Origin of the sequence: [Bacillus] selenitireducens MLS10 (assembly GCF_000093085.1) — a bacterium.
In the GTDB taxonomy this organism is placed as follows: Bacteria; Bacillota; Bacilli; order Bacillales; family Salisediminibacteriaceae; genus Salisediminibacterium; species Salisediminibacterium selenitireducens.
In genome coordinates, this window is sequence record NC_014219.1 from 261,304 (window position 1) to 283,119 (window position 21,816).

Consider the following 21,816-nt stretch of genomic DNA (forward strand, 5'->3'; position numbering starts at 1 on the left):
GTATGGCTTTCAGCAACAGGGTAATTGACGGGGACTATCTGGATGCAAAAGTGGTCAGGCGATCCGGGAAGCTCATCTTGCAGGACGCTCGAAATGATGATCTGGTGCTTGACATAACGACGGTGGCACAGTACAAGCGGTTTGCAACAAGACAGGAGTACAAAGGGTATAACCTCAATGGAAAGAGTCTCATCGGGGGCATGATACTCGGACCGGTTGGCGCTTTGTTTGGTCTTGAAAGAGAGGCAGTCCATATCCATCAAGTTGCGCTTCAGTTTCAGGACGGCAAAAAGAGCCTGCTTGAGTTGAATGACGACACGTATTCGGAGCTCCTTGACGAACTCAAAAAGATGAATCTCTGACGATCTGTTTCCTGTATGTTCAGGCAGTCGTTTAAATTTGAAAGGCGTGATCCCTATGGGCTTTGATTTGTTTTCGAAAGCCGTAAATTCGGCAGCTGAAGCAGTCTCTTCTGAAGTGACGCTCATGAATATCCTCATCCATTTCACACCGGTGAAGACGTATGTGTATGTGGCGGATTATTATTGTTTTGACAGTGACGATGGCGGCGTGGAGTTTAAGAATTCCGACGGTTCGGTGGAGTACACGGTAAGCGGCAATTACGTCAGCCTTTTGATTGACCAAAAGGATCTGACGAAAGAAGAAAAGATCCGAAAAGCCATTCGGCAGTACGGACTGACTGAAGACGGCGTGGCAGTCATTGACTGTTGTACGTCCTGACACAGAGAATGTGGCCCCATTACTTCATAGAACAAAACGGCATCCCTGACAACGATCGGGATGCCGTTTGATTTTCCGGTCGTGTCTTTACGTCATCCGCGGCTGGTCCGTCATGATTCGGATCAGGTCATATTGATCAAAGCGTTTGTTGCGCTGGCGGTGATCGTGAATTGCATTATCAGGCTCCGTGCGTGTTGTGATGCAAGTGCAGACTGGTTTTGCAGGCCTTCGTGATGCCAGATCCTCGGCCTTCTCGAGTTCCTTACTCAGGAAGAAGGAGGGAGAATCGATTATAGCTTCCCGGATCAAATGAAGCGCAACCAGGATACAGACCAAACAGCCATGCCGGTCTTTGTCTGCAGTCGAGGAGAGATCATCATGGCGAAATCAGGTGAAAAGGTGCCTGATCGCGCCTTTTTTGGTTACAATGGAAGCAGAAAAGCACGTGGGAGAGCCGGAGGGGGCTGAAGGTATTGGGATCCATTACACATACAATCAGAAAAGCGAGGCCTTTATCCGTTGCGGTTGTGCTGATCCTGACGGTTTCTTTCATCGGTTCGATGCTGTTTGTTCATCATAATCACGTTCTCTATGATCGGACGATTGCCGAAGTGACGGATGTGAGGCTTGTGGACGAGTCGGAGACCGTCGATCAGTACGGAAATGAAGACCGGCTCTTCGATCAGGAGCTTGACGCCGTGATCAGGAACGGGGAACATGAGGGCTCGGTTGTCCGCTTAACCAATCAGTATGCGGAATCAGGCGCTTCGGATTACCGGTTTGGCGCGGGGGATGAACTGTTTGTGAATCTTGATGCAGAGCATGAGGACGGCCTGAGCGGTTCGGTGACCAATGTGAAACGGGACCAGGAGTTAATGCTTGCAGCGTGGCTGTTTCTGTTCAGTCTCCTTGTTGTTGGACGAAGGCAGGGGCTTTTTTCCGTCATCAGCCTCGGGGTGAACGCCGCCTTGCTCGTCGTGTTCCTGCAGCTGTCGATTGCGTATGCGCAGTTCAGCTTCGTGGCGATGGCGAGTGTACTGGCCATCGGATTTACGGTGATTTCCCTGTTGTTTGTCAACGGCTTTCATCCGAAGACATATGCGGCCATCATTGCGACCCTCCTGGCCACGCTCTCGGCGATGCTGATCACGTTTTTGACGATATGGCTGACGTCAGGGTCGGGGCTTCATTATGAGTCGATGGCGTTTGTGACGAGGGCGCCGCAGGCCGTGTTTCTTGCAGGGATCATTATCGGATCGCTCGGGGCGGTGATGGATGTGGCGATTACGGTGACGTCATCGATGTTTGCGATTTATGAGAAGAACCCGGCGATCGGGCGGAAAGCCCTCATCGCTTCCGGGCTTGAGATCGGCAAGGATATCATGGGGACAATGACGAATATCCTCCTGTTTGTCTATGTGAGCGGATCGATTCCGGTGCTCATTTTGTACTTCAGTAATGAAGCCCTCTTAGGTTACACGCTGTCGGTGAATCTCTCCCTTGAACTGACAAGGGCGCTTGCCGGCGGGATCGGCATTGTCCTGACCATTCCCATCGGGCTGTTCGTCACGGCCCGGTTCGTTGACAGGAAGAGGTGGCGCGCATGAATACGGTCCTCGTCCTTGCGATTCTGTTGTTTATTCTCATGCGGGCCGTTGGCGGCAGGAAAGGGGCAAAGTCGTTTGTCGCCCTGTTTATGAACTTTGTGGTCCTCGTTGTCACGGTGCTGTTTATGAGTCATTCCACATTTGATCTGCTTGTGTTGACGGTACTCGCGTGCACCGCTATCAGCTGGATCAACCTGTTTTTCGTCAACGGGGTGAGCCATAAAACGATGACCGCGTTTCTGTCGACCTGGGTCACGATTATTCTGATGATTCCGCTGATTCTCTTCGTGACGAGGCGTGCGATGATCCAGGGCTTTCCTGAAGAAGAGATGCATGAGTTGAACGTCTTCTCCTTTTATGTCGGGATTGATTTCATTGAGGTTGCAACGGCAGTCATTCTGATGAGTACGATCGGGGCCATCATTGACATCGCGATCTCGATTTCCTCACCGATGAATGAAATCATCCGTCAGGAGCCGTCGATTTCGAGAAAGAGACTGTTCGAGGCAGGGATGGGCATCGGGAGAGACATCCTTGGTACGAGCGTGAATACGCTGCTCTTTGCCTTCCTCGGAAGCTACATGGCCCTCTTAATCTGGTTTTTGGACTTGAACTATACGTTTGGTGAGATGGTGAATGCGAAAGTCTTCAGCGCGGAGACCATCACGATTCTCAGTGCAGGGATTGGCCTGACGGTCGTGATCCCGATTACGTGCGCGATCACCGCCGTGTTTCTTGACCGCGCGAGAAACAAAGACGGCACAGGAATGGAAGATTAGAAAAAGGACCTGCCCCTGTGTGCTCTGCACACGCTCGGGGTCAGGTCCTTTTAGATTCACGACCGGTTTCTTGCCTCGCGGACTTTCAGGCGCTTGCCTTTCACGGTCCGTTCTTTCAGTTCTTTTAACGCCAGGGGGCCTTTGCCGTTAAAGATATCGATGGTCGTACTCGTCTCCTGAATGGTGATGATCCCGATATCGTCGGCATCAATGCCGTCGATGCTCGTCAGGGTCCCGACAAAGTCCGGGGCACGGAGTTTTTTCTTTTTGCCGCCGTTGACGTAGAGGGTCATGATCTCTTTGTTCAGGTTGGCGCTCTTCTTCTCCTTACGCACCGGCGCGGTGTTCAGCTTCTCGTAAAAGGTGTTCCGGGCCCGCTTTACCTCATCGGGTGACGGGGCCTTGGCGAGGGGGATGATGATGCCGGTGTAGCGTTCGAGTTCGCGGATTGCGCTTTTTTCGCGGTTGTTCACGAAAGTAATGGCCTTTCCGGCTTTGCCGGCGCGGCCGGTACGGCCGGTGCGGTGCACATAGCTCTCCTTCTCGAAAGGAACGTCGTAGTTAATGACGAGGGAGACGCTGTCGATATCGATCCCCCGTGCGGCGACGTTTGTCGCGATCAGGTAGCGAAACGAGCCGCGCTTGAAGGCTTCCATGACGGAGAAGCGTTCTTTTTGCGGAAGGCCGCCGTGGATCTTCCTCGCACGGTAGCCTTCTTTGTTTAAGGACGTCTCGAGCAGGTCGACGCTTTCCTGCGTGTTGCAAAAGATCAGGCAGCTGTCCGGGTTCTCCACCACGGTGACGTCTTGTAACAGCTGGAGTTTCTCTTTGTTCGTCACATGGATGACGGACTGATCGATCGTGTCCGCGGCGACGGTCTCCTGTTTGATGGCGATCTGATCCGGTGCGTTCATGTGCCGCCCGGCCAAGGCTCTGATCTCGTTTCGCATCGTGGCGGAGAAGAGCGAGGTGGTGCGTTCTTTTGGCAGACTGGCGAGAATGGCTTCGACCTGATCGATAAAGCCCATGTCGAGCATCTGATCGGCTTCGTCGATGACGAGGTGCTCGATGCGGTTGAGCATCAGCGTGCCTTTTTTGATGTGGTCAAGGACGCGTCCGGGTGTCCCGACAACGACGTGGGTTTTCTGCTTCAGTTCGAGCTTCTGTTTGTTGACGGGTTCCTGGCCATAGAGCGCTGTGGCTTTAATGCGTCTGAACCGGCCGATGTTTGTGATGTCTTCCTGGATCTGAACGGCGAGTTCACGGGTCGGAGAGAGGATGAGCGCCTGAGGGCGGTTCTCTTCCCAGTCGACGGTGTCACAGATCGGGATGGCGTAGGAAGCGGTCTTCCCCGTGCCGGTCTGGGATGTGACGAGGACGTCTTTGTTCTCCATGGCAAGGGGGATCACCTGCTTTTGGACGTCAGTTGGCATGGTCATGTTCAGTTCGTTCAGGGCGCGGACAATCTCATCGGAGAGGCCGAATGCCTGAAAGGAATCGTGTGTCATAAGGTCACCTGCTTTATTTGGATTAAACCGCTGTGGATCGTGTGCGGTTCTTTGCGCGATCGGGTATCGTCTGTCCAGTATAACAGGGAAACGACCTTCAAATTAACTGACTTTACCGGTACCGGAAGTTTTGTGTCGTTATTTTGCCAAGAGAATGACGGTTGAAAGACCAGGTGGAAGGGAAATGGAATCGAAGTGGAATGCGTGAACGTGGAGGCAGTATGTGATGAAAAAATGGATTGAAAGTACGTCTTTAAAAGAATGGCTGATTTACCTGTTGCCGGTTATTTGGCTTGTGCTGCTTGCGGTTTCTTTTGTGACGGCCCCTGACATCGATCAGTTTGTCCGGGAAGAGGGGCAGGCGGAAGCGCCGGAGGGCTTTCCTTCTCAAATCGCAGAAGAGCTGATTGAAGAGGATGATGGTTTTGGTGGAGAAGAGATCCTGCTCGTATACGAGCAGGAGGATGGTTTCTCATCTGAACAGAAAGAAGAGATTAAGGAAGTCCTTGCCGGGCTGTCTGAAGAGGATCATAATTTGCCTATCCATGCAGTGACGGGCCCATTTGACGGGGATATGGAAGAGGAACGGCTCATCAGTGAAGACGGGGACGTGCTTATTGCGCTTGTGGAGATGGATATTGAAGCACATGAGTATGCCGATATACGTAACGAACTGCAGGAAGCGTCTCAGGCAGAAGGGGTTGATCATGACCAGACCGGAGAGGCGGTCATCAATGAAGATGTCGTAGTCAGTACGGAAGAAGGTCTCGTCACGTCCACGTACATTACGGTTTCCCTCGTTTTTCTCGTGCTGGCTCTTGTCTTCAAGTCTCTCGTTTCCCCACTCGTGCCTCTTCTTCTTCTCGGGACCGTGTATCTTTTCTCCATCAGTATCGTATCGAGGCTGATCGACTGGGTTGGATTTCCGGTATCCAATTTTACGCAGATGTTCGTCCTGGCCGTTGTATTTGGGGTGGGGACGGATTACTGCATTTTGATCATGAAACGGTTTCAGGAAGAAGTGCTGAAAGATCAGACAGCGTTTCAGGCGATGTTGACGACGATGAGGGCTTCTAAATCGACGGTTCTGTATTCGGCGCTGACGGGATTTATCGGGTTTGCGACCATCTATCTGGCGGATTTTGACTTGTATCAGTCGGCAGTGGGCGTTGCTGTGGCGGTCCTGGTTATGATGGCCGGGATCTGGATGGTGATGCCGGCGGTTCTCGCCCTTGGTGGAGTCAGGCTTTTCTGGCCGGGGAAGCCGGGATCATCAAACCCATCAAACCCGCTTTGGGGATTTATCGGCGGACTGACACTGCGTTCACCAAAGCTGGCCCTAGTCGCAGTTGCCCTTCTGGTGATTCCGTTCTATCTTTTCTATGACGATCTTCGTTCTTTTGATAACGTCCAGGAAATTCGGGGGGATTATGATTCCGTGAAAGCGTACGAGCTGACGGAGGAGGCCTTCGGGCAAGGAGATCTCTTCTTCAGCACGCTCTATCTGAAGACGGATGAAGCGTCGTGGGACGATCACGGGAAGATTGCTCACCTTGAACAGCTGGCCATGAACATAGAGAAAGTCGAGGGTATCCGTGGTGTTCGGGGTCTGAACCGTCCGGATGAGGACGTGCCGGATGAATTCCGGATTCCTGAACAGGCAGGTATACTTTCTGAGGGGATGGTGGAGGCCCTTGACGGACTTGATGAGCTTTCGGATGGCATTCATGAGATGAAGGACGGTCTCGATGACAGTGAGGAGCTCCTTGATGAAGCGGAAGCAGGCATCGGTGAACTGATTGCAGGGACAGAAGAAATCATGGCGGCGGTGGAAGAAGCCGAAGATCAGCTTGACGAGGCTGAAGCCGGAATCCGCAACCTGATGGAGGGTACCGAAGAACTCGGCAGCGGTGCAAAAGAGATCGGTGAAGGGATTGGTGAGATTCGACAGGGACTTGAAGATGCGGGCAGGGACGTATCTTCGAGCCGGGAAGACTTGGGATTGTGGCAAACGCGTGCTGAGGCCGTTGTTTCGGAGATTGAGGCCTTTGAACGGCGAGGCAGTGAATTAGAAAACGAGGTGCAGGAGCGGGCAGAAACGGTGAATAATCGCTACCAGGCCGCCAGAAGGGAAGCAGAAGAGGCATTGGCGAATGCGGCAGAAGAGAAAGAGCAGCTGCGCAGCGAGCTTCAGGAAGCCCTCAACGATCTCGAAGCAGAAGCGGAAGGAGATCTCCCGTCCGAGGAACTTGGCAGAATCCGGTCGCTCCTTGACGGGCATTCGGTGGTACCGGAAGATGTAACCCTTCCGGATCTGGATCTGACGGCACTCGTTCCTGATCTGCCGATTCCGCCGTTCTCATCCTATGCAGACGAGATTCGTTCTGCCTTGGAAGACGGCGACGGTCAGCTTCAAGAGCTTGAAGAAGGATTGACAGAAGCGGCAGAGGGTCTTGAAGAAGCCGAGGAAGGAGCCGGTGACCTTCAGGTTGGACTGGATGATGTGCAGGACGGTCATCAGGAGCTTCTGGACGGGATGGCTGAGGCCAGGCAGGGTGCATCGGATCTTTCTGGCGGACTTGATGAGCTTCAGAGCGGCCACTATGCTCTCCTTGATGGGGTCGGCGAAGGCCGGAACGGTCTGGAGAACTTTCGCAAGGGCCTCCGTGACATGCTTGAAGGGACTGAAGAGCTGAATGAAGGAATTGGCGAAGCGGAAGACGCGCTCCGGCAGGTGTCGAAGCAGGAAGAAAACCCTCTTGAAGGGCTTTTTATCCCGAATGAGGCATTTGAGGAAGAAGCATTTGAGGAAGCCTTCGATCAATACGTGACACCTGGCGGACAGGTAGCCGGCATGGAGTTGTTGTTCGAAGAAGATCCCTACAGTCAGGAGGCAATGATGATCCTTGATGAGGTCGAGGAGGTGGCGGCATTTACGCTCAGGGACACGCCGTTTGAAGACAAAGAGATGGCGTTCAGCGGCATCACAAGCAGCAACCGTGACCTGAGGGATGTGTCCGATCAGGATTTCTTCGTCACGGCTGCGGTTATGCTTGCTGGAATCTTCATCGCTTTGACGTTCCTGTTCAAGTCGCTCATCATGCCGCTCTATGTGCTTGTATCCCTTGTTCTGACGTATATCGGCTCGATGGCCGTGGCCGAGCTGATCTTTGTAACGATCCTCGGCTACGACGGGATTATGTGGGCGGTACCGTTCTTCTCCTTTGTTCTCTTGATGGCTCTCGGTGTGGATTATTCTATCTTCCTCATGGGACGATTCAGGGAGATCCTCGAAGAAGGCGAGGAGATCACGATACATGACGCGATTCACATCGCCATGAAGCGGATTGGAGGCACCGTCATTTCGGCGGCGCTGATCCTCGGCGGTACCTTTGCCGCGATGATGGCATCAGGAGTATTGACGCTAATGCAGGTCAGTACGGTGATCATGACAGGGCTTCTGCTTTATACGCTTGTGATGCTTCCGGTGTTTGTGCCGGCCTGCATGCTTCTCCTGGGTTCATGGAACTGGTGGCCATTAGGAAGACCCAAAAGTGAACGCGATTCATAAAAAATGCCCTGTTCGGCCTGACTGAACGGGCCGCTTCTTGAACAACTAGTCTGAACCTGCCTCAGCCTGCATCCAGTCAACGATCTGTTTTGCAATGGCTTCAGGCTGATCAAGGTGAATATAATGCCCGCCATCAAAGATCCGGCTCTTGCCACCGGTATCCGCTGCGAGCGCCTCAATAAACGGCTGTCCGTCGTGATTTTCACTTGAGATGGCGGCAAAAAACGGGGCATCCGGCGTCCCGGCGTCCTGAACCGTCCGGACATTGGCCGTCAGTTTTTCTGCTTCATCCGCCATGTTTGCCGTCTGCACCCTCCGGTTGAACACGCTTCTCGCAGCTTCTGCGTCGTCATCATCGAGAAGGCCTTTGGCCATGGCGTGGAAGTTTTCATTAAAGACGTCAGGCTGTTGGCGCATCAGGCCTGAACGGGCAAGAAAGGTTACCACGCCGGACACCTCAGGTTCTTCTCCGTGTTCGTCGTAATAAGCGGGAACGAGGGGGTCAAGGCCGATTATCGCCGTGACCTCTTCCGGATATGCCTGTGCATAGTGAAGGGCTTCGATGCCTGCCATGGAGTGCCCGGCAAGGATAAACGGTCCTTCTTCACCCGCCTCTTTAAGGGCGGCTCTCGTCTCGTCCGTCACGGTGCCGATGTCCCGGTCATAGTCCGTCACGTCACTCCAGCCATAGCCGAAGCGCTCGACAACCACGGTCCGGTAGCCATCCGGGAGGGCACGGCGGATTGCCTGGAAGTCATAGAAGGGCGACGGTGTCCCGAAACCGGCGAGAAAAACGACGGTTGCCCCGCCTTTACCTTCGCCGTGGACATGCATGGCGTGGCCGTCCCCGTGGATGTCGATCCGTTCTCCTGGTGCCGGGTAGTAAGCCATGTCTTCCTCGATGGCGTTTTGATGTTCGAGATAGCTGCCTCCAATGATGATGCCTGCAATGGCGATGAGCACGATCGGCAGGGCGATGAGCGTCCATTTCACGAATCGTTTCATAGTTAATCTCCACCTTTCTTTAGTTTGATTCTGTCTGTATCGTATCAGATTGTGCAGTGCGTAACAGGTCACCTCCGTCATGACTTGCATGACGGAAGTCATATTGGTCAATGGAAAAAACAGAAGGCTGTATGGTAGAGTGAACAGACAGAAGAGAAAGGAAGATGCGTAATGAACAAGGTGGATGTCATCATCCTGTCCGGGTTTCTCGGGGCAGGCAAAACAACGCTGCTTACGAGGTTGTTGCAGGCGGACCAAAAGCACGGACGCAAGGCGGCAGTCGTCATGAATGAGGTGGGGAGCGTATCGGTCGACTCTGACGCAGTGGGAGACGGGACACCGTTAAAAGAGCTCCTCGGCGGCTGTGTCTGTTGCTCGTTGTCCGATAAACTCGAGATTCAGCTGCACGGTCTTGTCCGTGATCATACGCTTGACGTGATCTATATCGAAACGACGGGTGTTGCCCACCCCGTGGATGTCCTCGAGGCGTGCATGACCCCGCTGCTTGTGGATGATCTGCGGATCCGTTCGGTCGTAACCCTCCTTGATCTCGTTGCCTGGGGCGAGCGCCGGTCCCTCAGTGCCGCCGTGCAACAGCTGATGCGTGAACAGGTCAGGAACGCGGATCTTGTAGTGATGAATAAGGCGGACCGCCTGTCCGAGGAGGAACGGTCGTCGGTGGAGAAGGAGATTCGCGGGATCAACAGCGAAGGGACTCTTCTGTTTGCCTCTTTTGCCTACGTGGATGTCCGCTCTGTCATGTTTCAGGAGAGTCAGTACAGTAAAGGGCGCACCCACGCTCCGCTGCACGTCAGAGAAGACCTCCATATCAAGACCTTTACACACGTTTTCACGGAACCCGTGTCTCAGGAAGCGTTCGAAACATTTGTGAAGGAGATGCCGGACAGCGTCTACCGGATCAAAGGCTACATCCGCTTCACCGGGGACGAGCGGACGATGCTGCTTCAGTATTCCTATGGGATGGTGACGTATGAGGAGTCGGACTTGAACCGGACGAACACCCTGGTGTTCATCGGCGACGGCCTTGATCATGATGCGCTCAGAGACAAGCTTACGGCGATCGGGAAGTGAAAGAAAAAACAGGATCAGGTGCCTTCAAAAGGCGACTGGTCCTGTTTAGTATGAGGGGTTCTGTTGTTTGATGATATCGGTTGGGCCGGAGTTTGCGGTTGCCATCGTTGAATGAATGTCATTCGGGACGGTGACTGTCCATGAAGAAACGTCGTCCTGAAGCGCGGGCAGGCTGTTTATTTTATGAACGCGGCAATGCGTTTGGCGACTTCGGAAGCGTCCAGGTGGGTGTTGTTAATTCTCAGGTAAAGCTCTCTTTGAATTTCGCCTTCCTTGGAGTTCAAGCGGTGGTTGTTATACGTTGCTTTCAGTTCGTTGGCGGATGTGTCAACATCCCGTTTCGTCGGTTTATGAGCCAGCCGGTGCGGGCTTTCGTTCCTTTTCAGTCTTTCGTCGAGATCGGCTTCGAGCTCGACAAAATAGACTGTTGCCCCCTGTTTTTCGAATGGGGCTGTGATCTGAGCCACATGGTCCCAATCTTCCTGGAGATCAAATGCCCATACATAGGTGAAAATCATTCCGGACTGGTCACTGGCGGCGAAGGCTTTAAAGATTTCTGTTCTGAACATCGTGGATAAGCGCCACATCTCCGGATTGAAGCCGAAAAAAGGTTGGAGCATGTCAATGGTCATGTGGTTGTGAAACAATTTCAAATCAGTTCGTTTTTCCAATTCCTGACGACCGTCATTTTCCCAACGGCTTGCGGGCCAAACAGCAGGACGAATTTCATCACAGTTCCTCCGGTTTCTTTTGAGTGTTCTGGCTTCTTCTTATGCAGAAGTGCTTTTTTCAGTTCATCCCCTGGTCAAAAGGTCTGGAATAACCAGACAACAAGGGTCATACTGACAACACCCCAGATGGTCACGCCCCAGATCCAGCGGATCATGGCTTTTTGCCTGATGGCAGCTTCCTGACTGTTCGGGTGTGCCTTCACAAAGGCGAGATCCTCTTGCATGCTTTTTCTGCGGGCGATGAGAATTATGAATGAAACGGCGATAAATCCAAGGGGTATCAACAGATACATCTCCATGCTGTATCCGCCGGACTATGATTTTGATATCATTTTCAAGTCGAAAACCTACCGGAAGAAAAAGCATCTCATGGACCGGAAGTATGTGGAAGGCCTCGCCATTGATGAGGAGGACTGAACAGGGCGCGTCTGCTGAAGAACGTGCCCCATCAGCTCTTCATGAGCGGGTCGTCGTCAGAGAGCTCATAGGTAAACGGACTGACGGTGACAAGAAGCGGGATCAAAATGGTGTATAAAACGATGGCAAGGGGAATGGTGACTTCTGTAAACAGATTTACTGTGAGCGGGGAAACCGCCATTATTACCGTCACAAAGAGCGCGGGCTTTCGGGTCTTGATGTATTGCACGGCACCGCAGCGGGGGCAGCGGTTGTGATTTTGCAGGAAACGCTGCATGAACAGAGCTTCTTTCCAGGTGAGGGCCGATGCGCAGGATGCGCAAGTCGGTAAGGTCGGTGTCATCGGTGAGACCTCCTTTGTGTCGTTGAACCGGACTTGATCAGACAGCTGCATCGTACTACGGTCTGTCGGACGTGTACAGACAGAGCTAAAGAACAAACAAGACGAAATGGAGGCGGTGACGATGACAGGAAAGAGAATTCATCTCGATCAGGCGAAACGCTGGCTCGTAAGGAACGGACGCCCTCTTGAGGTAATGCGGTTTCGGTATTGGTTTGAGGAAGGGTCCACTGAGGATGTGATGGATGTGCTCACGGGCTATCAGAACGAAGACGGCGGCTTCGGCCACGGCATTGAGCCGGACTTCACGTGTCCGATGTCGTCGGCGATCGGGAGCTGGACGGCAGCGAGGATGCTCTTTGAACTGAAGACGCCTGCCGCTCACCCTGTCATCAGGAAGCTCATGGATTATCTCATTGCCACCCAGAACAGGGCGACGGGGATGTGGCAGACGACGTTCCCGGAGATCAGTCACTTTCCCCACGCCCCCTGGTGGAGCTGGCACGAACAGGCGCAGGAAGAGTGGCAGTTCAATCCCGGCGTGGAGCTCGCGGCTTACTGCCTCTACTACGGGGGCGGAGACGAAGCGGCAACGGAGGCCGGGCTTCTCACGATGCGAAAGGCTCTGAAGCGGCTTATGACCGTGAATGACATGGATCATCACGAGCTCAGTAATTTTCAGTATGCGCTCCATATTCTTCAGGATCAGTTTGACGCGGTTGAGGCGGATACGGGCTTCTCCCTCAGGCGGTGTGAAGATCAGCTGCACAGTCTGTTGTATCAGGCTGTGGAGACGGATCCCCTCAAATGGGGCAGGGGTTATCAGGCGCTTCCCCTTGATGTGGTGCATTCGTGGAAAGATGTCCGTAACATCGGCTTTGAGGATGGTCTTGTGGAGAAACAGATCCAGTATTGGAAGACGACCCGGGAGCGGGACGGTGCCTGGCCGATCAGCTGGGAGTGGGGGCAGTATCCGGAAGCTTTTGCGATTGCGAAACGGCAGTGGCAGGGAATCCTTATCGTGGAGCGGTTCAAGAAGCTGAAACAGCTTGGGATGATTCAAGAAGAGACATAATCAGGATAAAACGAAACTGATATTTGAACGGCGTCTCCTGATGGAGCGCCGTTTTTTATTGGAGAACGGCGGAGAGGTGACTGGGCAGGAAAAAGGCGCTCGACATATTTTTTGACAGGAAAATGAAAAAAGAGCTGTTTTTTTATGGATTCAATATGCTAGAATGTTCTCTATATTCTGAAAATAAAACGAGGAAGGGGAGAGAAGCATGGAAACTGTGGAACATCTGATTAACACGGCGAGCAGCTTTGTGTGGGGGCTGCCGCTGATCGTCCTGCTCGTCGGGACAGGTTTATACTTAACGGTCCGTTTGGCTTTTTTCTCCTTCCAGCAGCTGCCGTATGCGCTGAAGCTCGTCTTTACAAAGGGGGATCAGGTCTCAAAAGGAGACATTACCCACTTCCAGGCGCTGATGACGGCCCTTGCGGCGACGGTCGGAACCGGTAATATCGCAGGTGTGGCTTCGGCTGTTGCCGTCGGGGGACCAGGTGCGGTTCTCTGGATGTGGATCACCGCGTTCGTCGGGATGGCGACGAAATACGGGGAAGCCATTCTCGGGGTCAAGTACCGGGTTCAAAATGAGCGGGGTGAAATGTCCGGCGGGCCAATGTACTACATCGAAAAGGGCCTTGGCATGAAGTGGCTTGCCGTCATCTTCGCCGCCTTTGCTGCGGTCGCCGCATTCGGGATCGGAAACATGGTCCAGTCCCATGAGGCAGCGGGTGTCGCAAATCAGAACTTCGGTGTACCGGTCTGGGTAACGGGGCTTGTCCTCTCCGTGCTTGTCGGTCTTGTCATCATCGGCGGCATTCGGAGCATCGGGAAAGTCGTGGGTATTGTCGTGCCGGTGATGATCGTCTTTTACGTCGGTGCGGGTCTTCTGATTGTCCTGATGAATGTGGCGGACGTCCCGGCTGCTTTCGGGCTCATCTTCACCGACGCCTTTACGGGTCAGGCTATGGCGGGAGGTGCCGTTGGTGCCGTGATCCAGCAGGGGGTTGCCCGGGGGATCTTCTCCAATGAAGCGGGTCTTGGTACCGGTGGGATTGCCGCAGCGGCGGCGAAGACCGATGTCCCTGCCCGTCAGGCGCTCGTATCGATGACGCAGGTGTTCATCGATACGATCATCGTCTGTACGATCACCGGTCTTGCCCTTGTCATGAGTCAGATGTACTTGCGGGCGGATGAGTTCGACAGTTCTGCGCAGCTGACTTCTGCGGCATTTGAGCAGTACTTGCCGGGTGTCGGCGGGATTATCGTCGCCGTTGCGCTGCTGTTCTTCGTTTTCTCAACGATCGTCGGCTGGTCGTACTTCGGTGAGAAGTGCTTCACCTATCTTCTCGGCGGCAAGGTGTCGATGCCGTACCGGTTCCTGTTTGTGATCATGCTCTTCGTCGGTTCTGTCGTTTCCCTTGATATCGTGTGGGGCTTCGCGGATGTGATGAACGGCCTGATGGCCTTCCCGAACCTGGTGGCACTGTTGCTTCTGTCGGGTGTCATTGTGAATGAAACGAAGAAGTTCAAGCAAAAGCGGATTGAAGAGAAGAACGCCTCGTGATTCGCGAATAAAACAGACCTGACCCTTTTGGCGCAATGCCTGGAGGGGGCGGGTCTGTTTTCAATTTTGCATAAGAATGATCGGAGTTTTCGGTGTCCCCTGTTTCGCACTATTTCTTCTGTGATAGAATGAATCCAGGAAAGGGGAGAAGGCCAATGAGCTCGATGAACAAGGTGATTGCCGGTGACTATGAGGGGTGGTCCGTCAGAAGTCACGCCGGTTCGATCCATCTGGTTTATAAACGGGATGACCGGGAGCTGACGCCAGAAACCGTTGCTGAATGGCGGGAGCTTGAGCCTGTCACCTGGAATGAACAGAACATGTTCAGCTCCAAAAGTCTTCTCGGCAGCCTGTTTCTCGGTCCGCTCGATTTTCTGTTTGGGATATCTTCCAAAACGGTCAAGCTCTATCAGCTGGCTTTTAAATGTGATGACGGTATGAAAGGCATTATGACGGTCGATATCGACGTCTATCACACGTTTCTGAAGAGGTTTCAAAACGAGGGCTGACATGACAAGAACGCAATGGGCGACCATGATTCAAGATACAAACTGAATGGAGTGATGTCCGTGAGCCGTGTATACAAGACAAGCCGTGCGAGGGCCGGGATTCTGTCGTGGACGAAGCTGTTTCATCCTGATGAAGTGCGGCTTGATGAACGGTCCGTGAAGGTGGAGAAGAAAAACATGATGGGGCTTAAAGGTTCGAGTGACGAGGTCACCTATGACCGGATTGCCTCGGTCCGTCTCAGTCAGGGACTCGTCTCAGGTGACATCGTTATCGAAACGTCCGGCGGTTCTGAAGCGGACCTCGAGATTCGCGGATTCCGAAAAGAAGTGGCAGAGAAGCTGAAGGATGATCTATCGGACAGGCTGCCCCGTAAAGGCAGACGCAAATAATGATCCCCCGCTCACGGCGTGATACGCGCCTGTGAAGCGGGGGATTGCTGTTATGGAAATCAGCCGCGTACTTCGCTTTCGAAATTGCCCTGATGAGACCCGTCGCAAAACGGCTTGTTTGACGACAGCCCGCAGCGGCACAGCGCCGTGTTTTTCTTCGTTTCAACGGGATTACCTTCACCATCGACGAGTTCAATCTCGCCTTTGACCATTAACGGACCGTTGTCCGTGACCGTCACTTTGACATCTGCCACATTTTCCACCTCCTCTGTCTTTGGCTTCCCGTGTCTGTTTATCATCTTGATGAAATGATTACAGGATAAGCATACAGGAGGATGGTTTAATTATCAAATAATTCTGATTATTACAAGGCGCCCGTCTGCATCACCATTCGATGATGTCCGGGAACGACTGTGTATAACGGATTTGTTCGGGCCTGACACCGTGCTGTTTGGCAGCTTCTCGGATTTCTCTTTCGATTTTCTCGTAGTCCCTGCCTCTCTCGCCAAGGCGTTTGGCGTAGATGGAGATCTTGTCTGTGCGTTCGTCTTGTTCGAGCTCGAAATAATCCAGATTAATCTTGTCAAGATACAGGGTCAGGTAGCGTGCGAGGACGTGGCTGCCGGCCTGGATGCTTCTTGAGGTGTTGATGAATTTCCGTTCGGTTAAAACTTGCCGGAAACACTGCATGACGGCATTGTCGAAGTGATTGACGATGGCCACGGCAGAGTGGTAATCGAGCATGGTCCTTGAAGGCCTTTCCCTGGGGCTGTTGGTGTAATGCCTCAGCACCATCAGGACGAACAGCATCTCCGGGACGAGTGTCGGAAAGGACAGGTAGAGATTGCGGGGGCTTGTGACAATTTCGTGGTAGCGAAGCGTTTCCTCACTCATGCCGTGATCGACCAGGAAAATATCCCGGTGCCCCATCATCGCATGCCTGAGGTCATAACAGAAGCCGAGTGCCCTCAGGTTCGGATAGTGATAATCAATATCCTCTGATCCTTCATCCGGGATCAGTTCATGAATGGCTTCATAGAGCTGTTCGAAGTCGTGGAAATCGCCACTGACGGCGATGCCGATATGATTTGGGGTAAGTTCTGCTTTGATCATGAAAAATAGCCTCCTGTACAGGTCGTTTTCTCAAGTATAGGCGGGTTGGCAGTCCGTGTCACCATTTGATTTGCCGATTAGCCCGATCCCTATGCAGATCATTTCACAAATTTCACACATCTGATAAATCATCGACGGTTGAGGCCTTTTCATTCATGCTACACTTTTTGTATACGTAAGCATATAAAGTATGATATGAGGGGGAATTCCTGTGAAAAAGACATGGATGCTGTCGATAATCAGCGCCACCGTGATTCTCGGTGCCTGTGGCAATTATGATTCAAGCAGCGAACCGTTGCCGTATGACAACCGTGTGGATGAGGGTGAAAGCCAGGCGGCTGATGAGGGGAACGAGAACAACGGCAATGGGGATGAAGAGACCGATTTCGGTGATTTGGCAGACGGTGTGTATGAGACAACTGGTGAGGGTTACAATGACGACATCGTCGTGGAGACAACGATTGAAGGCGGCGAAATCGTGAGTGTGGAGATTCTCTCACACGATGAAACCTACGGAATCGGAACCGATGCAACTGATGAGCTGCCAGGCACGATCGTGGATGCGAACAGCCCGGACGTCGACGGTGTGTCCGGTGCGACGTACAGTTCGGACGGGATAAAAGAAGCGGTCCGCGCCGCTCTTGAAGAAGCGTCAGGCGGCGGATCTGATGAGGATCTGGCTCTGACAGACGGGGTCTTTGAAACGTCTGCGGAAGGCTATAATGACGATATCGTGGTCGAGACAACGATTGAAGGCGGCGAAATCGTTGTCTCTCACACGATGAAACCGACGGAATCGGAACCGACGCAACAGACGAGCTGCCGGGCATGATTGTGGATGCGAACAGTGCAGACATTGACGGCGTATCCGGTGCAACATACAGCTCGGACGCCATTAAGGAAGCCGTGCAGAAAGCCCTTGAAGAATCAGCTGGCGGCGGTGATGTGACGCTCACGGACGGCGTGTTTGAAGCGTCAGGTGAAGGCTATAATGATGATATCGTTGTGGAAGTCACCGTGGAAGACGGGGAGATCGTAAACATCGAGATCCTCTCGCACGATGAGACAGACGGCATCGGAACAGACGCCACGGATGAACTCCCGGGCATCATCGTCGAGGCAAACAGTGCCGACGTTGACGGGATCTCCGGAGCCACGTACAGCTCTGACGGTATTAAAGAAGCCGTACAGAATGCGTTGGATGAGTCTGCAGCTGCGGGTGGCAACGGCGGTGCAGCCGGTGATCTTGCTGACGGCGTGTACGAGACCGCTGCGGAAGGCTATAATGATGACATCGTCGTGGAAACGACCGTGGAAGGCGGTGTGATCGTGAGTGTCGAAATCCTCTCTCACGATGAGACCGATGGCATCGGCACCGACGCCACGGATGAGCTGCCGGGCATGATTGTCGACGCAAACAGCGCCGACATTGACGGGGTATCCGGTGCCACGTACAGTTCAGACGCGATTAAAGAAGCGGTTCAGGCTGCGATGGACGAAGCGGCTGAATAAGAGAATCAATCAAGAGAAGCGCAAACGCCTGTGGGCAAGGAGACCGGTCAAGGTCCCTTCACTCACAGGCGTTTTTTTGGTTATGAAAACATGCCGTATTATCCTTCGGTGAGAATCGTGTCGATGGTCTCTTCGAGGGCATCCGGAATGACAAGTCCTGATGCCTTCACGTTCATCTCCACCTGTTCAGGCCGGCTCGCGCCGATGAGGGCACTCGATACATTCGGCTGACGGAGCACCCAGGCGAGGGCGAGTTCAGGGAGACTCACGCCGAGCTCTTTGGCGACGTCTTCAAGCTTGGCGACTTTCTTCATGACATCCTCATTGAGCATGCCGGTGATAAAGCGGTTGATGTCGTCGTTGGCAGCCCGGCTGTCACTCGGCACCTGTCCGCCTTTGTATTTCCCTGTCAATACGCCCTGTGCGAGCGGGGAGAAGACGACCTGTCCGATGCCGTGCTTCTCACTGACAGGGATGATCTCTTTTTCGATCGTGCGGTTGAACATGTTATACTGCGGCTGATTGACGACAATCCGGTCCAACAGCTTCCGGTAGGCGATGCTGACGGCTTCCTCGAGCTGGGCCGCGCTCCATTCACTGACGCCGGCGTAGAGAATCTTTCCCTGGCGGATCAGGTCATCGATGGCCTTCAGCGTCTCATCCACCGGGGTATCCGGGTCGTGTCGGTGGCAGTAGAAGAGATCCACATAGTCGAGCTTCATCCGTTTGAGGCTGCTGTTGAGCTGCTCGGTGATGTGCTTTCTCGACAGACCGCTGTTGTTCGGACCTTCGCCCATCGGGAAAAAGGCTTTCGTCGAGATGACGTATGAGTCCCGCGGATAGGCCTTCAAAGCTTCCGCCATGACACGCTCGCCCTGCCCCTGTTCATAGACGTTCGCTGAATCAAAGGAATTGATCCCGGCTTCGTAAGCGGTATGTATCGTACGCTCCGCCGTGTTGTCCTCGACGGATTTGCCGTACGTCAGCCAGCTTCCGAGGCTGATTTCACTGATTTTGAGTCCGGATCGTCCTAGTCGTCTGTATTGCATGTCAAAACCCCTCCTTGATTATTCTGAACAGGTTTATTGTACTAGACCTAAGCATTTCGGTAAACGAAACAGTTTTTTCGATTGATTATCGGGTTGACATCTTCCTGACACATGGGACTGTCAGAATGACAGGGAATCAAACTAAATCAGGAGTGTGATAATGATGAAAAAGACAATGATGATTGGTGCTGTATTGATGGTACTTGGAGCCGGAAGTGTATCTGCCGTCGGCTTCGCAGAGGTGAACGGTGAACAAACAGAGAATGGGGCAGCCGTCGGAACGCCTTGCCAGGCATTCAGTGAACGGGAGAATGCCGGCGGTTGGTCGGAAGAGGAATGGGAAGCACGGATGAGTCAGCGGGATCGGGGAGGTCAGATCCTGTTTGACAGTCTCACTGAAGAGGATCAGGACCTATGGCTCGAAGTGAAAGCAGGCATTCAGGATGGCGCCCTCACGAAAGAGGAAGGCCATGCCATGCTTCAGGAGGCGGGCATTGACGCACCGGTTAAACAGCAGCAGATGCGTCAGGACGGTTCCGGGGGTGGCATGCAACAGAAGGGACAACAAAACGGATCGGGCAACGGAAACGGGCAGCAGCAAAATCGCTCGTGATCAGCTGAAAATGCGTATGGGACCTCCGGTTCTGTGCGCATTTTCGTGTTATGATAAAGACGGAAATGACAGCGGACGAGGGGGAAGAGACGGTGACGACGATCATGATTGTTGAGGATGAATGGGCGATTGCGAGGGTATTGGACGCATACTGCAAAAAACGCGGCTGGCATACGGTGATGGTCGAAGATGGTCATCAGGTGATGGCGGTCTTTTTGGACGCTTCACCGGATCTCGTCCTGCTCGATGTGATGCTCCCTGGACGTGACGGCTGGTCCATTCTGAGTGAGATCCGTGAACGGAGTGATTGCCCGGTCGTGATGCTGACGGCCCTTGACGAACTGGATGACCGGCTGAAGGGCTTTGATGGAGGGGCCGATGATTACATAGCCAAGCCCTTTCACGGGGAAGAGGTAGTGGCAAGGATTGCCGCCGTATTAAAGCGGCAGCCTTCTGAAGAGAAGACGGATGCCATGGAATTCGGCGACCTCGAGATCAGAGACGGAGAAAGACGCGTGTACCTGTCCGGAAAACAGGTGGAGCTCACGCCGAAGGACACGGCGCTTCTGATTCATCTGGCAAAGCATCCGAATCGGGTCTGGTCGAGAGATGAGCTGATCGAGCACGTTTGGGGCTGGGATTACACCGGCAGCGACCGGGCAGTGGACCTGGCGGTGAAACGGATCCGTCAGGCACTTCGAAAGTGGGATGATGAACATGGCGGGATCCGGACGATCCGCGGGGAAGGGTACAGTTTTCATGCCTATACATAAAAAAGGGGTCTCACTCAGTCGGTACTGGACCGTTCGCTATGCAGTCACGATCGTGATCGGGGTCGTGATTCTGTCTCTCTTGGCGATGTACGTGATTCGGCAGGACGCGCTGAACACGAGACTCGACACGATGACGTTTCTGGCGGAGGATCTGGCCGTCGGTCTCGATGAAGAAGACCTGCAGGCCTTTGCAGACAGTCGCCAACGGGGCCGTTTCCGTGCAGGAAACAGGCAGCTGATGAATCTCGAGGCGGATGTGACCGTCGTGATAACAGATGAGGAAGGGCGTATTCTCTTCAGAAATGATACGGGCATGGGGCGCCAGGAAGGCGTGTTGGAAGAAGCGATCCTGAACAGCCTCGCGACGCCCGTGCGCCTGGGTGATGAAGGTTCAGCCTCTTACTATGCGGTGTCGCATCCGGTACGGGATGAAACTGGCGGGACTGCAGGGTTTGTCGTGATGAAAGAAAAAGAAGCGGTCCTCACAGAGGCGAATGAGCAGTATACGTTACTTGCAATCGTTGCGGGTGCGGTGATTCTGTTTGGCGTTCTCGTGACGGCGGTGATGGCGAGGCGGCTGTCGATGCCGATACAGGAAGCGGCGAATGCTGCACAGCGGGTCCGCGGAGGGGATTACGAGACCACAGTCCCTGCATCCACGGGAATTGAGGAAGTGGATGAGCTGAACCGGTCGTTTTCGGAGATGACGCGTCAGCTCAGTGATGCGGAACAGCTTCGTAAAGAACTCCTTGCAGGCGTCACGCATGAGCTGAAGACACCGATCACCGCCATTACCGGCCTGCTTGAGGCGGTTCAGGAAGGGGTCGTTGAGGGAGAGGAAGCGGAGGAATTTCTCGCCATGTCCCTGACGGAAACCGCTCAGCTGAAGCGAATGATTACGGATTTACTGACATTTAACCAATTTTCCTCGGGGCATGTTCCGATCCGGCAAGAAGCGGTTGAGCTGAAGCGATTCCTCGAGGGCATTATCCGTGTTGGTCAGGCGGACGGTGCCTATGGCCGGACAGAGATTGATCTGATCTGTGAAGAGGCAGGCGGAAGCTGCGTGGCACAAGCGGATCCGATGCGCCTTGAACAGGTGCTGCATAATCTCATCCGAAACGCATCGGAAGCGATGGACGGAGAAGGCGCCATGACGCTCCGGTGTTACAGTGACAGCTCGTCTTGCGTGATTGAGGTGCGTGATGATGGGCCGGGGATGCCGATTGACGACCAGCTGCATATGTTCGAACGGTTTTATCGCGGAACGAGGACCTCAGGGACGAAGACGGGTCTTGGACTCGGACTCCCGCTCAGCTGCATGATGATGGAAGCGATGGACGGGCGGCTTGCATTTATCGAATCAGGGGAACAAGGGACGGTTTTTCGTCTGTTTCTCTGCGCAGTGAATGAGGAGGGATCATCATGAAATC

Annotated in this window: 22 protein-coding genes and 2 pseudogenes; 16 read left to right on the plus strand and 8 right to left on the minus strand. The window is 53.5% G+C overall.

Features of this window, described 5'->3' with window-relative positions; translation table 11 throughout:
- The first annotated feature begins 2 nt into the window (after positions 1 to 2).
- The 4 genes from BSEL_RS01345 to BSEL_RS01365 all read left to right on the plus strand — a co-directional run bounded on the left by BSEL_RS01345 (position 3) and on the right by BSEL_RS01365 (position 3,127).
- Positions 3 to 362: a hypothetical protein gene (locus tag BSEL_RS01345; protein ID WP_013171223.1), complete on the plus strand. Its 360-nt coding sequence runs from the start codon at positions 3 to 5 to the stop codon at positions 360 to 362.
- A 55-nt stretch (positions 363 to 417) separates the two neighbouring features.
- Positions 418 to 741 carry a hypothetical protein gene (locus BSEL_RS01350; protein ID WP_013171224.1) on the plus strand — a complete coding sequence of 108 codons (324 nt, stop codon included), beginning with the start codon at positions 418 to 420 and terminating at the stop codon, positions 739 to 741.
- A 473-nt stretch (positions 742 to 1,214) separates the two neighbouring features.
- Positions 1,215 to 2,348 carry a YibE/F family protein gene (locus tag BSEL_RS01360; RefSeq protein WP_013171225.1) on the plus strand — a complete coding sequence of 378 codons (1,134 nt, stop codon included), beginning with the start codon at positions 1,215 to 1,217 and terminating at the stop codon, positions 2,346 to 2,348.
- Positions 2,345 to 3,127 carry a YibE/F family protein gene (locus tag BSEL_RS01365; RefSeq protein WP_013171226.1) on the plus strand — a complete coding sequence of 261 codons (783 nt, stop codon included), beginning with the start codon at positions 2,345 to 2,347 and terminating at the stop codon, positions 3,125 to 3,127. The genes BSEL_RS01360 and BSEL_RS01365 overlap by 4 nt, the downstream gene beginning before the upstream one ends.
- A 56-nt stretch (positions 3,128 to 3,183) precedes the next feature.
- On the opposite strand, the gene BSEL_RS01370 is transcribed toward BSEL_RS01365, so the two are convergent.
- Positions 3,184 to 4,635, minus strand: coding sequence for a DEAD/DEAH box helicase (locus tag BSEL_RS01370; protein ID WP_013171227.1), 1,452 nt, complete (start codon positions 4,633 to 4,635; stop codon positions 3,184 to 3,186).
- Positions 4,636 to 4,861: 226 nt separating this feature from the next.
- On the opposite strand from BSEL_RS01370, the gene BSEL_RS01375 reads away from it, so the two are divergent.
- Complete coding sequence (locus tag BSEL_RS01375) at positions 4,862 to 8,206, plus strand: MMPL family transporter (RefSeq protein ID WP_013171228.1); 3,345 nt, start codon at positions 4,862 to 4,864, stop codon at positions 8,204 to 8,206.
- Positions 8,207 to 8,251: 45 nt separating this feature from the next.
- Here BSEL_RS01375 and BSEL_RS01380 read toward each other — a convergent pair whose 3' ends face one another.
- Positions 8,252 to 9,211 (minus strand): alpha/beta fold hydrolase, encoded by a 960-nt coding sequence (locus BSEL_RS01380; protein WP_013171229.1) that lies wholly within the window; start codon positions 9,209 to 9,211, stop codon positions 8,252 to 8,254.
- Between the two features lie 171 nt (positions 9,212 to 9,382).
- Between BSEL_RS01380 and BSEL_RS01385 the strand changes: the two genes are divergently transcribed.
- Positions 9,383 to 10,303 (plus strand): CobW family GTP-binding protein, encoded by a 921-nt coding sequence (locus tag BSEL_RS01385; RefSeq protein ID WP_013171230.1) that lies wholly within the window; start codon positions 9,383 to 9,385, stop codon positions 10,301 to 10,303.
- Positions 10,304 to 10,479: 176 nt separating this feature from the next.
- Here BSEL_RS01385 and BSEL_RS01390 read toward each other — a convergent pair.
- Positions 10,480 to 11,033, minus strand: a pseudogene (locus tag BSEL_RS01390) (shikimate kinase).
- Positions 11,034 to 11,108: 75 nt separating this feature from the next.
- Entirely contained in the window at positions 11,109 to 11,333 is a 225-nt protein-coding gene (locus BSEL_RS01395) for a hypothetical protein (RefSeq protein ID WP_041582100.1), read from the minus strand.
- Position 11,334: 1 nt separating this feature from the next.
- Between BSEL_RS01395 and BSEL_RS18310 the strand changes: the two are divergent.
- Positions 11,335 to 11,451, plus strand: a pseudogene (locus BSEL_RS18310) (DNA mismatch repair protein MutS); the annotation flags it as partial.
- A gap of 31 nt (positions 11,452 to 11,482) precedes the next feature.
- Here BSEL_RS18310 and BSEL_RS01405 read toward each other — a convergent pair.
- Positions 11,483 to 11,794 carry a TIGR04104 family putative zinc finger protein gene (locus BSEL_RS01405; RefSeq protein ID WP_013171232.1) on the minus strand — a complete coding sequence of 104 codons (312 nt, stop codon included), beginning with the start codon at positions 11,792 to 11,794 and terminating at the stop codon, positions 11,483 to 11,485.
- A 121-nt stretch (positions 11,795 to 11,915) separates the two neighbouring features.
- On the opposite strand from BSEL_RS01405, the gene BSEL_RS01410 reads away from it, so the two are divergent.
- The 4 genes from BSEL_RS01410 (at position 11,916) to BSEL_RS01425 (ending at position 15,323) form a co-directional block, all read left to right on the plus strand.
- Complete coding sequence (locus BSEL_RS01410; RefSeq protein WP_013171233.1) at positions 11,916 to 12,866, plus strand: hypothetical protein; 951 nt, start codon at positions 11,916 to 11,918, stop codon at positions 12,864 to 12,866.
- Between the two features lie 208 nt (positions 12,867 to 13,074).
- Positions 13,075 to 14,424 carry an alanine/glycine:cation symporter family protein gene (locus tag BSEL_RS01415; RefSeq protein WP_013171234.1) on the plus strand — a complete coding sequence of 450 codons (1,350 nt, stop codon included), beginning with the start codon at positions 13,075 to 13,077 and terminating at the stop codon, positions 14,422 to 14,424.
- Between the two features lie 155 nt (positions 14,425 to 14,579).
- Positions 14,580 to 14,933, plus strand: coding sequence for a hypothetical protein (locus tag BSEL_RS01420; RefSeq protein WP_013171235.1), 354 nt, complete (start codon positions 14,580 to 14,582; stop codon positions 14,931 to 14,933).
- A gap of 60 nt (positions 14,934 to 14,993) precedes the next feature.
- Positions 14,994 to 15,323 carry a PH domain-containing protein gene (locus tag BSEL_RS01425; protein ID WP_013171236.1) on the plus strand — a complete coding sequence of 110 codons (330 nt, stop codon included), beginning with the start codon at positions 14,994 to 14,996 and terminating at the stop codon, positions 15,321 to 15,323.
- Between the two features lie 59 nt (positions 15,324 to 15,382).
- Here the strand turns inward: BSEL_RS01425 and BSEL_RS01430 are convergent, their stop codons facing one another.
- On the minus strand, positions 15,383 to 15,577 hold the full coding sequence (locus tag BSEL_RS01430; protein ID WP_013171237.1) for a CDGSH iron-sulfur domain-containing protein: 195 nt from the start codon (positions 15,575 to 15,577) through the stop codon (positions 15,383 to 15,385).
- A 130-nt stretch (positions 15,578 to 15,707) separates the two neighbouring features.
- Complete coding sequence (locus BSEL_RS01435) at positions 15,708 to 16,436, minus strand: DUF6904 family protein (protein ID WP_013171238.1); 729 nt, start codon at positions 16,434 to 16,436, stop codon at positions 15,708 to 15,710.
- A 211-nt stretch (positions 16,437 to 16,647) separates the two neighbouring features.
- Here BSEL_RS01435 and BSEL_RS16875 point away from each other — a divergent pair, with 211 nt between their 5' ends.
- Positions 16,648 to 17,268: an FMN-binding protein gene (locus tag BSEL_RS16875; RefSeq protein WP_013171239.1), complete on the plus strand. Its 621-nt coding sequence runs from the start codon at positions 16,648 to 16,650 to the stop codon at positions 17,266 to 17,268.
- On the plus strand, positions 17,265 to 17,948 hold the full coding sequence (locus BSEL_RS01445; RefSeq protein ID WP_013171240.1) for an FMN-binding protein: 684 nt from the start codon (positions 17,265 to 17,267) through the stop codon (positions 17,946 to 17,948). The genes BSEL_RS16875 and BSEL_RS01445 overlap by 4 nt, the downstream gene beginning before the upstream one ends.
- A 98-nt stretch (positions 17,949 to 18,046) precedes the next feature.
- Here BSEL_RS01445 and BSEL_RS01450 read toward each other — a convergent pair whose 3' ends face one another.
- Complete coding sequence (locus tag BSEL_RS01450) at positions 18,047 to 18,997, minus strand: aldo/keto reductase family protein (protein ID WP_013171241.1); 951 nt, start codon at positions 18,995 to 18,997, stop codon at positions 18,047 to 18,049.
- A 160-nt stretch (positions 18,998 to 19,157) separates the two neighbouring features.
- Here BSEL_RS01450 and BSEL_RS01455 point away from each other — a divergent pair, with 160 nt between their 5' ends.
- The 3 genes from BSEL_RS01455 to BSEL_RS01465 all read left to right on the plus strand — a co-directional run bounded on the left by BSEL_RS01455 (position 19,158) and on the right by BSEL_RS01465 (position 21,812).
- Positions 19,158 to 19,610: a hypothetical protein gene (locus BSEL_RS01455; protein ID WP_013171242.1), complete on the plus strand. Its 453-nt coding sequence runs from the start codon at positions 19,158 to 19,160 to the stop codon at positions 19,608 to 19,610.
- Between the two features lie 92 nt (positions 19,611 to 19,702).
- Positions 19,703 to 20,383 (plus strand): response regulator transcription factor, encoded by a 681-nt coding sequence (locus BSEL_RS01460; RefSeq protein WP_095522133.1) that lies wholly within the window; start codon positions 19,703 to 19,705, stop codon positions 20,381 to 20,383.
- On the plus strand, positions 20,370 to 21,812 hold the full coding sequence (locus BSEL_RS01465) for a sensor histidine kinase (RefSeq protein ID WP_013171244.1): 1,443 nt from the start codon (positions 20,370 to 20,372) through the stop codon (positions 21,810 to 21,812). Before BSEL_RS01460 ends, BSEL_RS01465 begins: the two co-directional genes overlap by 14 nt.
- Positions 21,813 to 21,816 lie beyond the last annotated feature (4 nt).

What these genes read in the sequence shown, in the direction of transcription:
- BSEL_RS01345 (WP_013171223.1), top strand. Translation starts at nt 3, where the DNA reads ATGGCTTTCAGCAACAGGGTAATTGACGGGGACTATCTGGATGCAAAA.
- BSEL_RS01350 (WP_013171224.1), top strand. Translation starts at nt 418, where the DNA reads ATGGGCTTTGATTTGTTTTCGAAAGCCGTAAATTCGGCAGCTGAAGCA.
- BSEL_RS01365 (WP_013171226.1), top strand. Translation starts at nt 2,345, where the DNA reads ATGAATACGGTCCTCGTCCTTGCGATTCTGTTGTTTATTCTCATGCGG.
- BSEL_RS01370 (WP_013171227.1), bottom strand. Translation starts at nt 4,635, where the DNA reads ATGACACACGATTCCTTTCAGGCATTCGGCCTCTCCGATGAGATTGTC.
- BSEL_RS01375 (WP_013171228.1), top strand. Translation starts at nt 4,862, where the DNA reads ATGAAAAAATGGATTGAAAGTACGTCTTTAAAAGAATGGCTGATTTAC.
- BSEL_RS01380 (WP_013171229.1), bottom strand. Translation starts at nt 9,211, where the DNA reads ATGAAACGATTCGTGAAATGGACGCTCATCGCCCTGCCGATCGTGCTC.
- BSEL_RS01385 (WP_013171230.1), top strand. Translation starts at nt 9,383, where the DNA reads ATGAACAAGGTGGATGTCATCATCCTGTCCGGGTTTCTCGGGGCAGGC.
- BSEL_RS01395 (WP_041582100.1), bottom strand. Translation starts at nt 11,333, where the DNA reads ATGGAGATGTATCTGTTGATACCCCTTGGATTTATCGCCGTTTCATTC.
- BSEL_RS01405 (WP_013171232.1), bottom strand. Translation starts at nt 11,794, where the DNA reads ATGACACCGACCTTACCGACTTGCGCATCCTGCGCATCGGCCCTCACC.
- BSEL_RS01410 (WP_013171233.1), top strand. Translation starts at nt 11,916, where the DNA reads ATGACAGGAAAGAGAATTCATCTCGATCAGGCGAAACGCTGGCTCGTA.
- BSEL_RS01415 (WP_013171234.1), top strand. Translation starts at nt 13,075, where the DNA reads ATGGAAACTGTGGAACATCTGATTAACACGGCGAGCAGCTTTGTGTGG.
- BSEL_RS01420 (WP_013171235.1), top strand. Translation starts at nt 14,580, where the DNA reads ATGAGCTCGATGAACAAGGTGATTGCCGGTGACTATGAGGGGTGGTCC.
- BSEL_RS01435 (WP_013171238.1), bottom strand. Translation starts at nt 16,436, where the DNA reads ATGATCAAAGCAGAACTTACCCCAAATCATATCGGCATCGCCGTCAGT.
- BSEL_RS01445 (WP_013171240.1), top strand. Translation starts at nt 17,265, where the DNA reads ATGATTGTGGATGCGAACAGTGCAGACATTGACGGCGTATCCGGTGCA.
- BSEL_RS01450 (WP_013171241.1), bottom strand. Translation starts at nt 18,997, where the DNA reads ATGCAATACAGACGACTAGGACGATCCGGACTCAAAATCAGTGAAATC.
- BSEL_RS01455 (WP_013171242.1), top strand. Translation starts at nt 19,158, where the DNA reads ATGATGAAAAAGACAATGATGATTGGTGCTGTATTGATGGTACTTGGA.
- BSEL_RS01465 (WP_013171244.1), top strand. Translation starts at nt 20,370, where the DNA reads ATGCCTATACATAAAAAAGGGGTCTCACTCAGTCGGTACTGGACCGTT.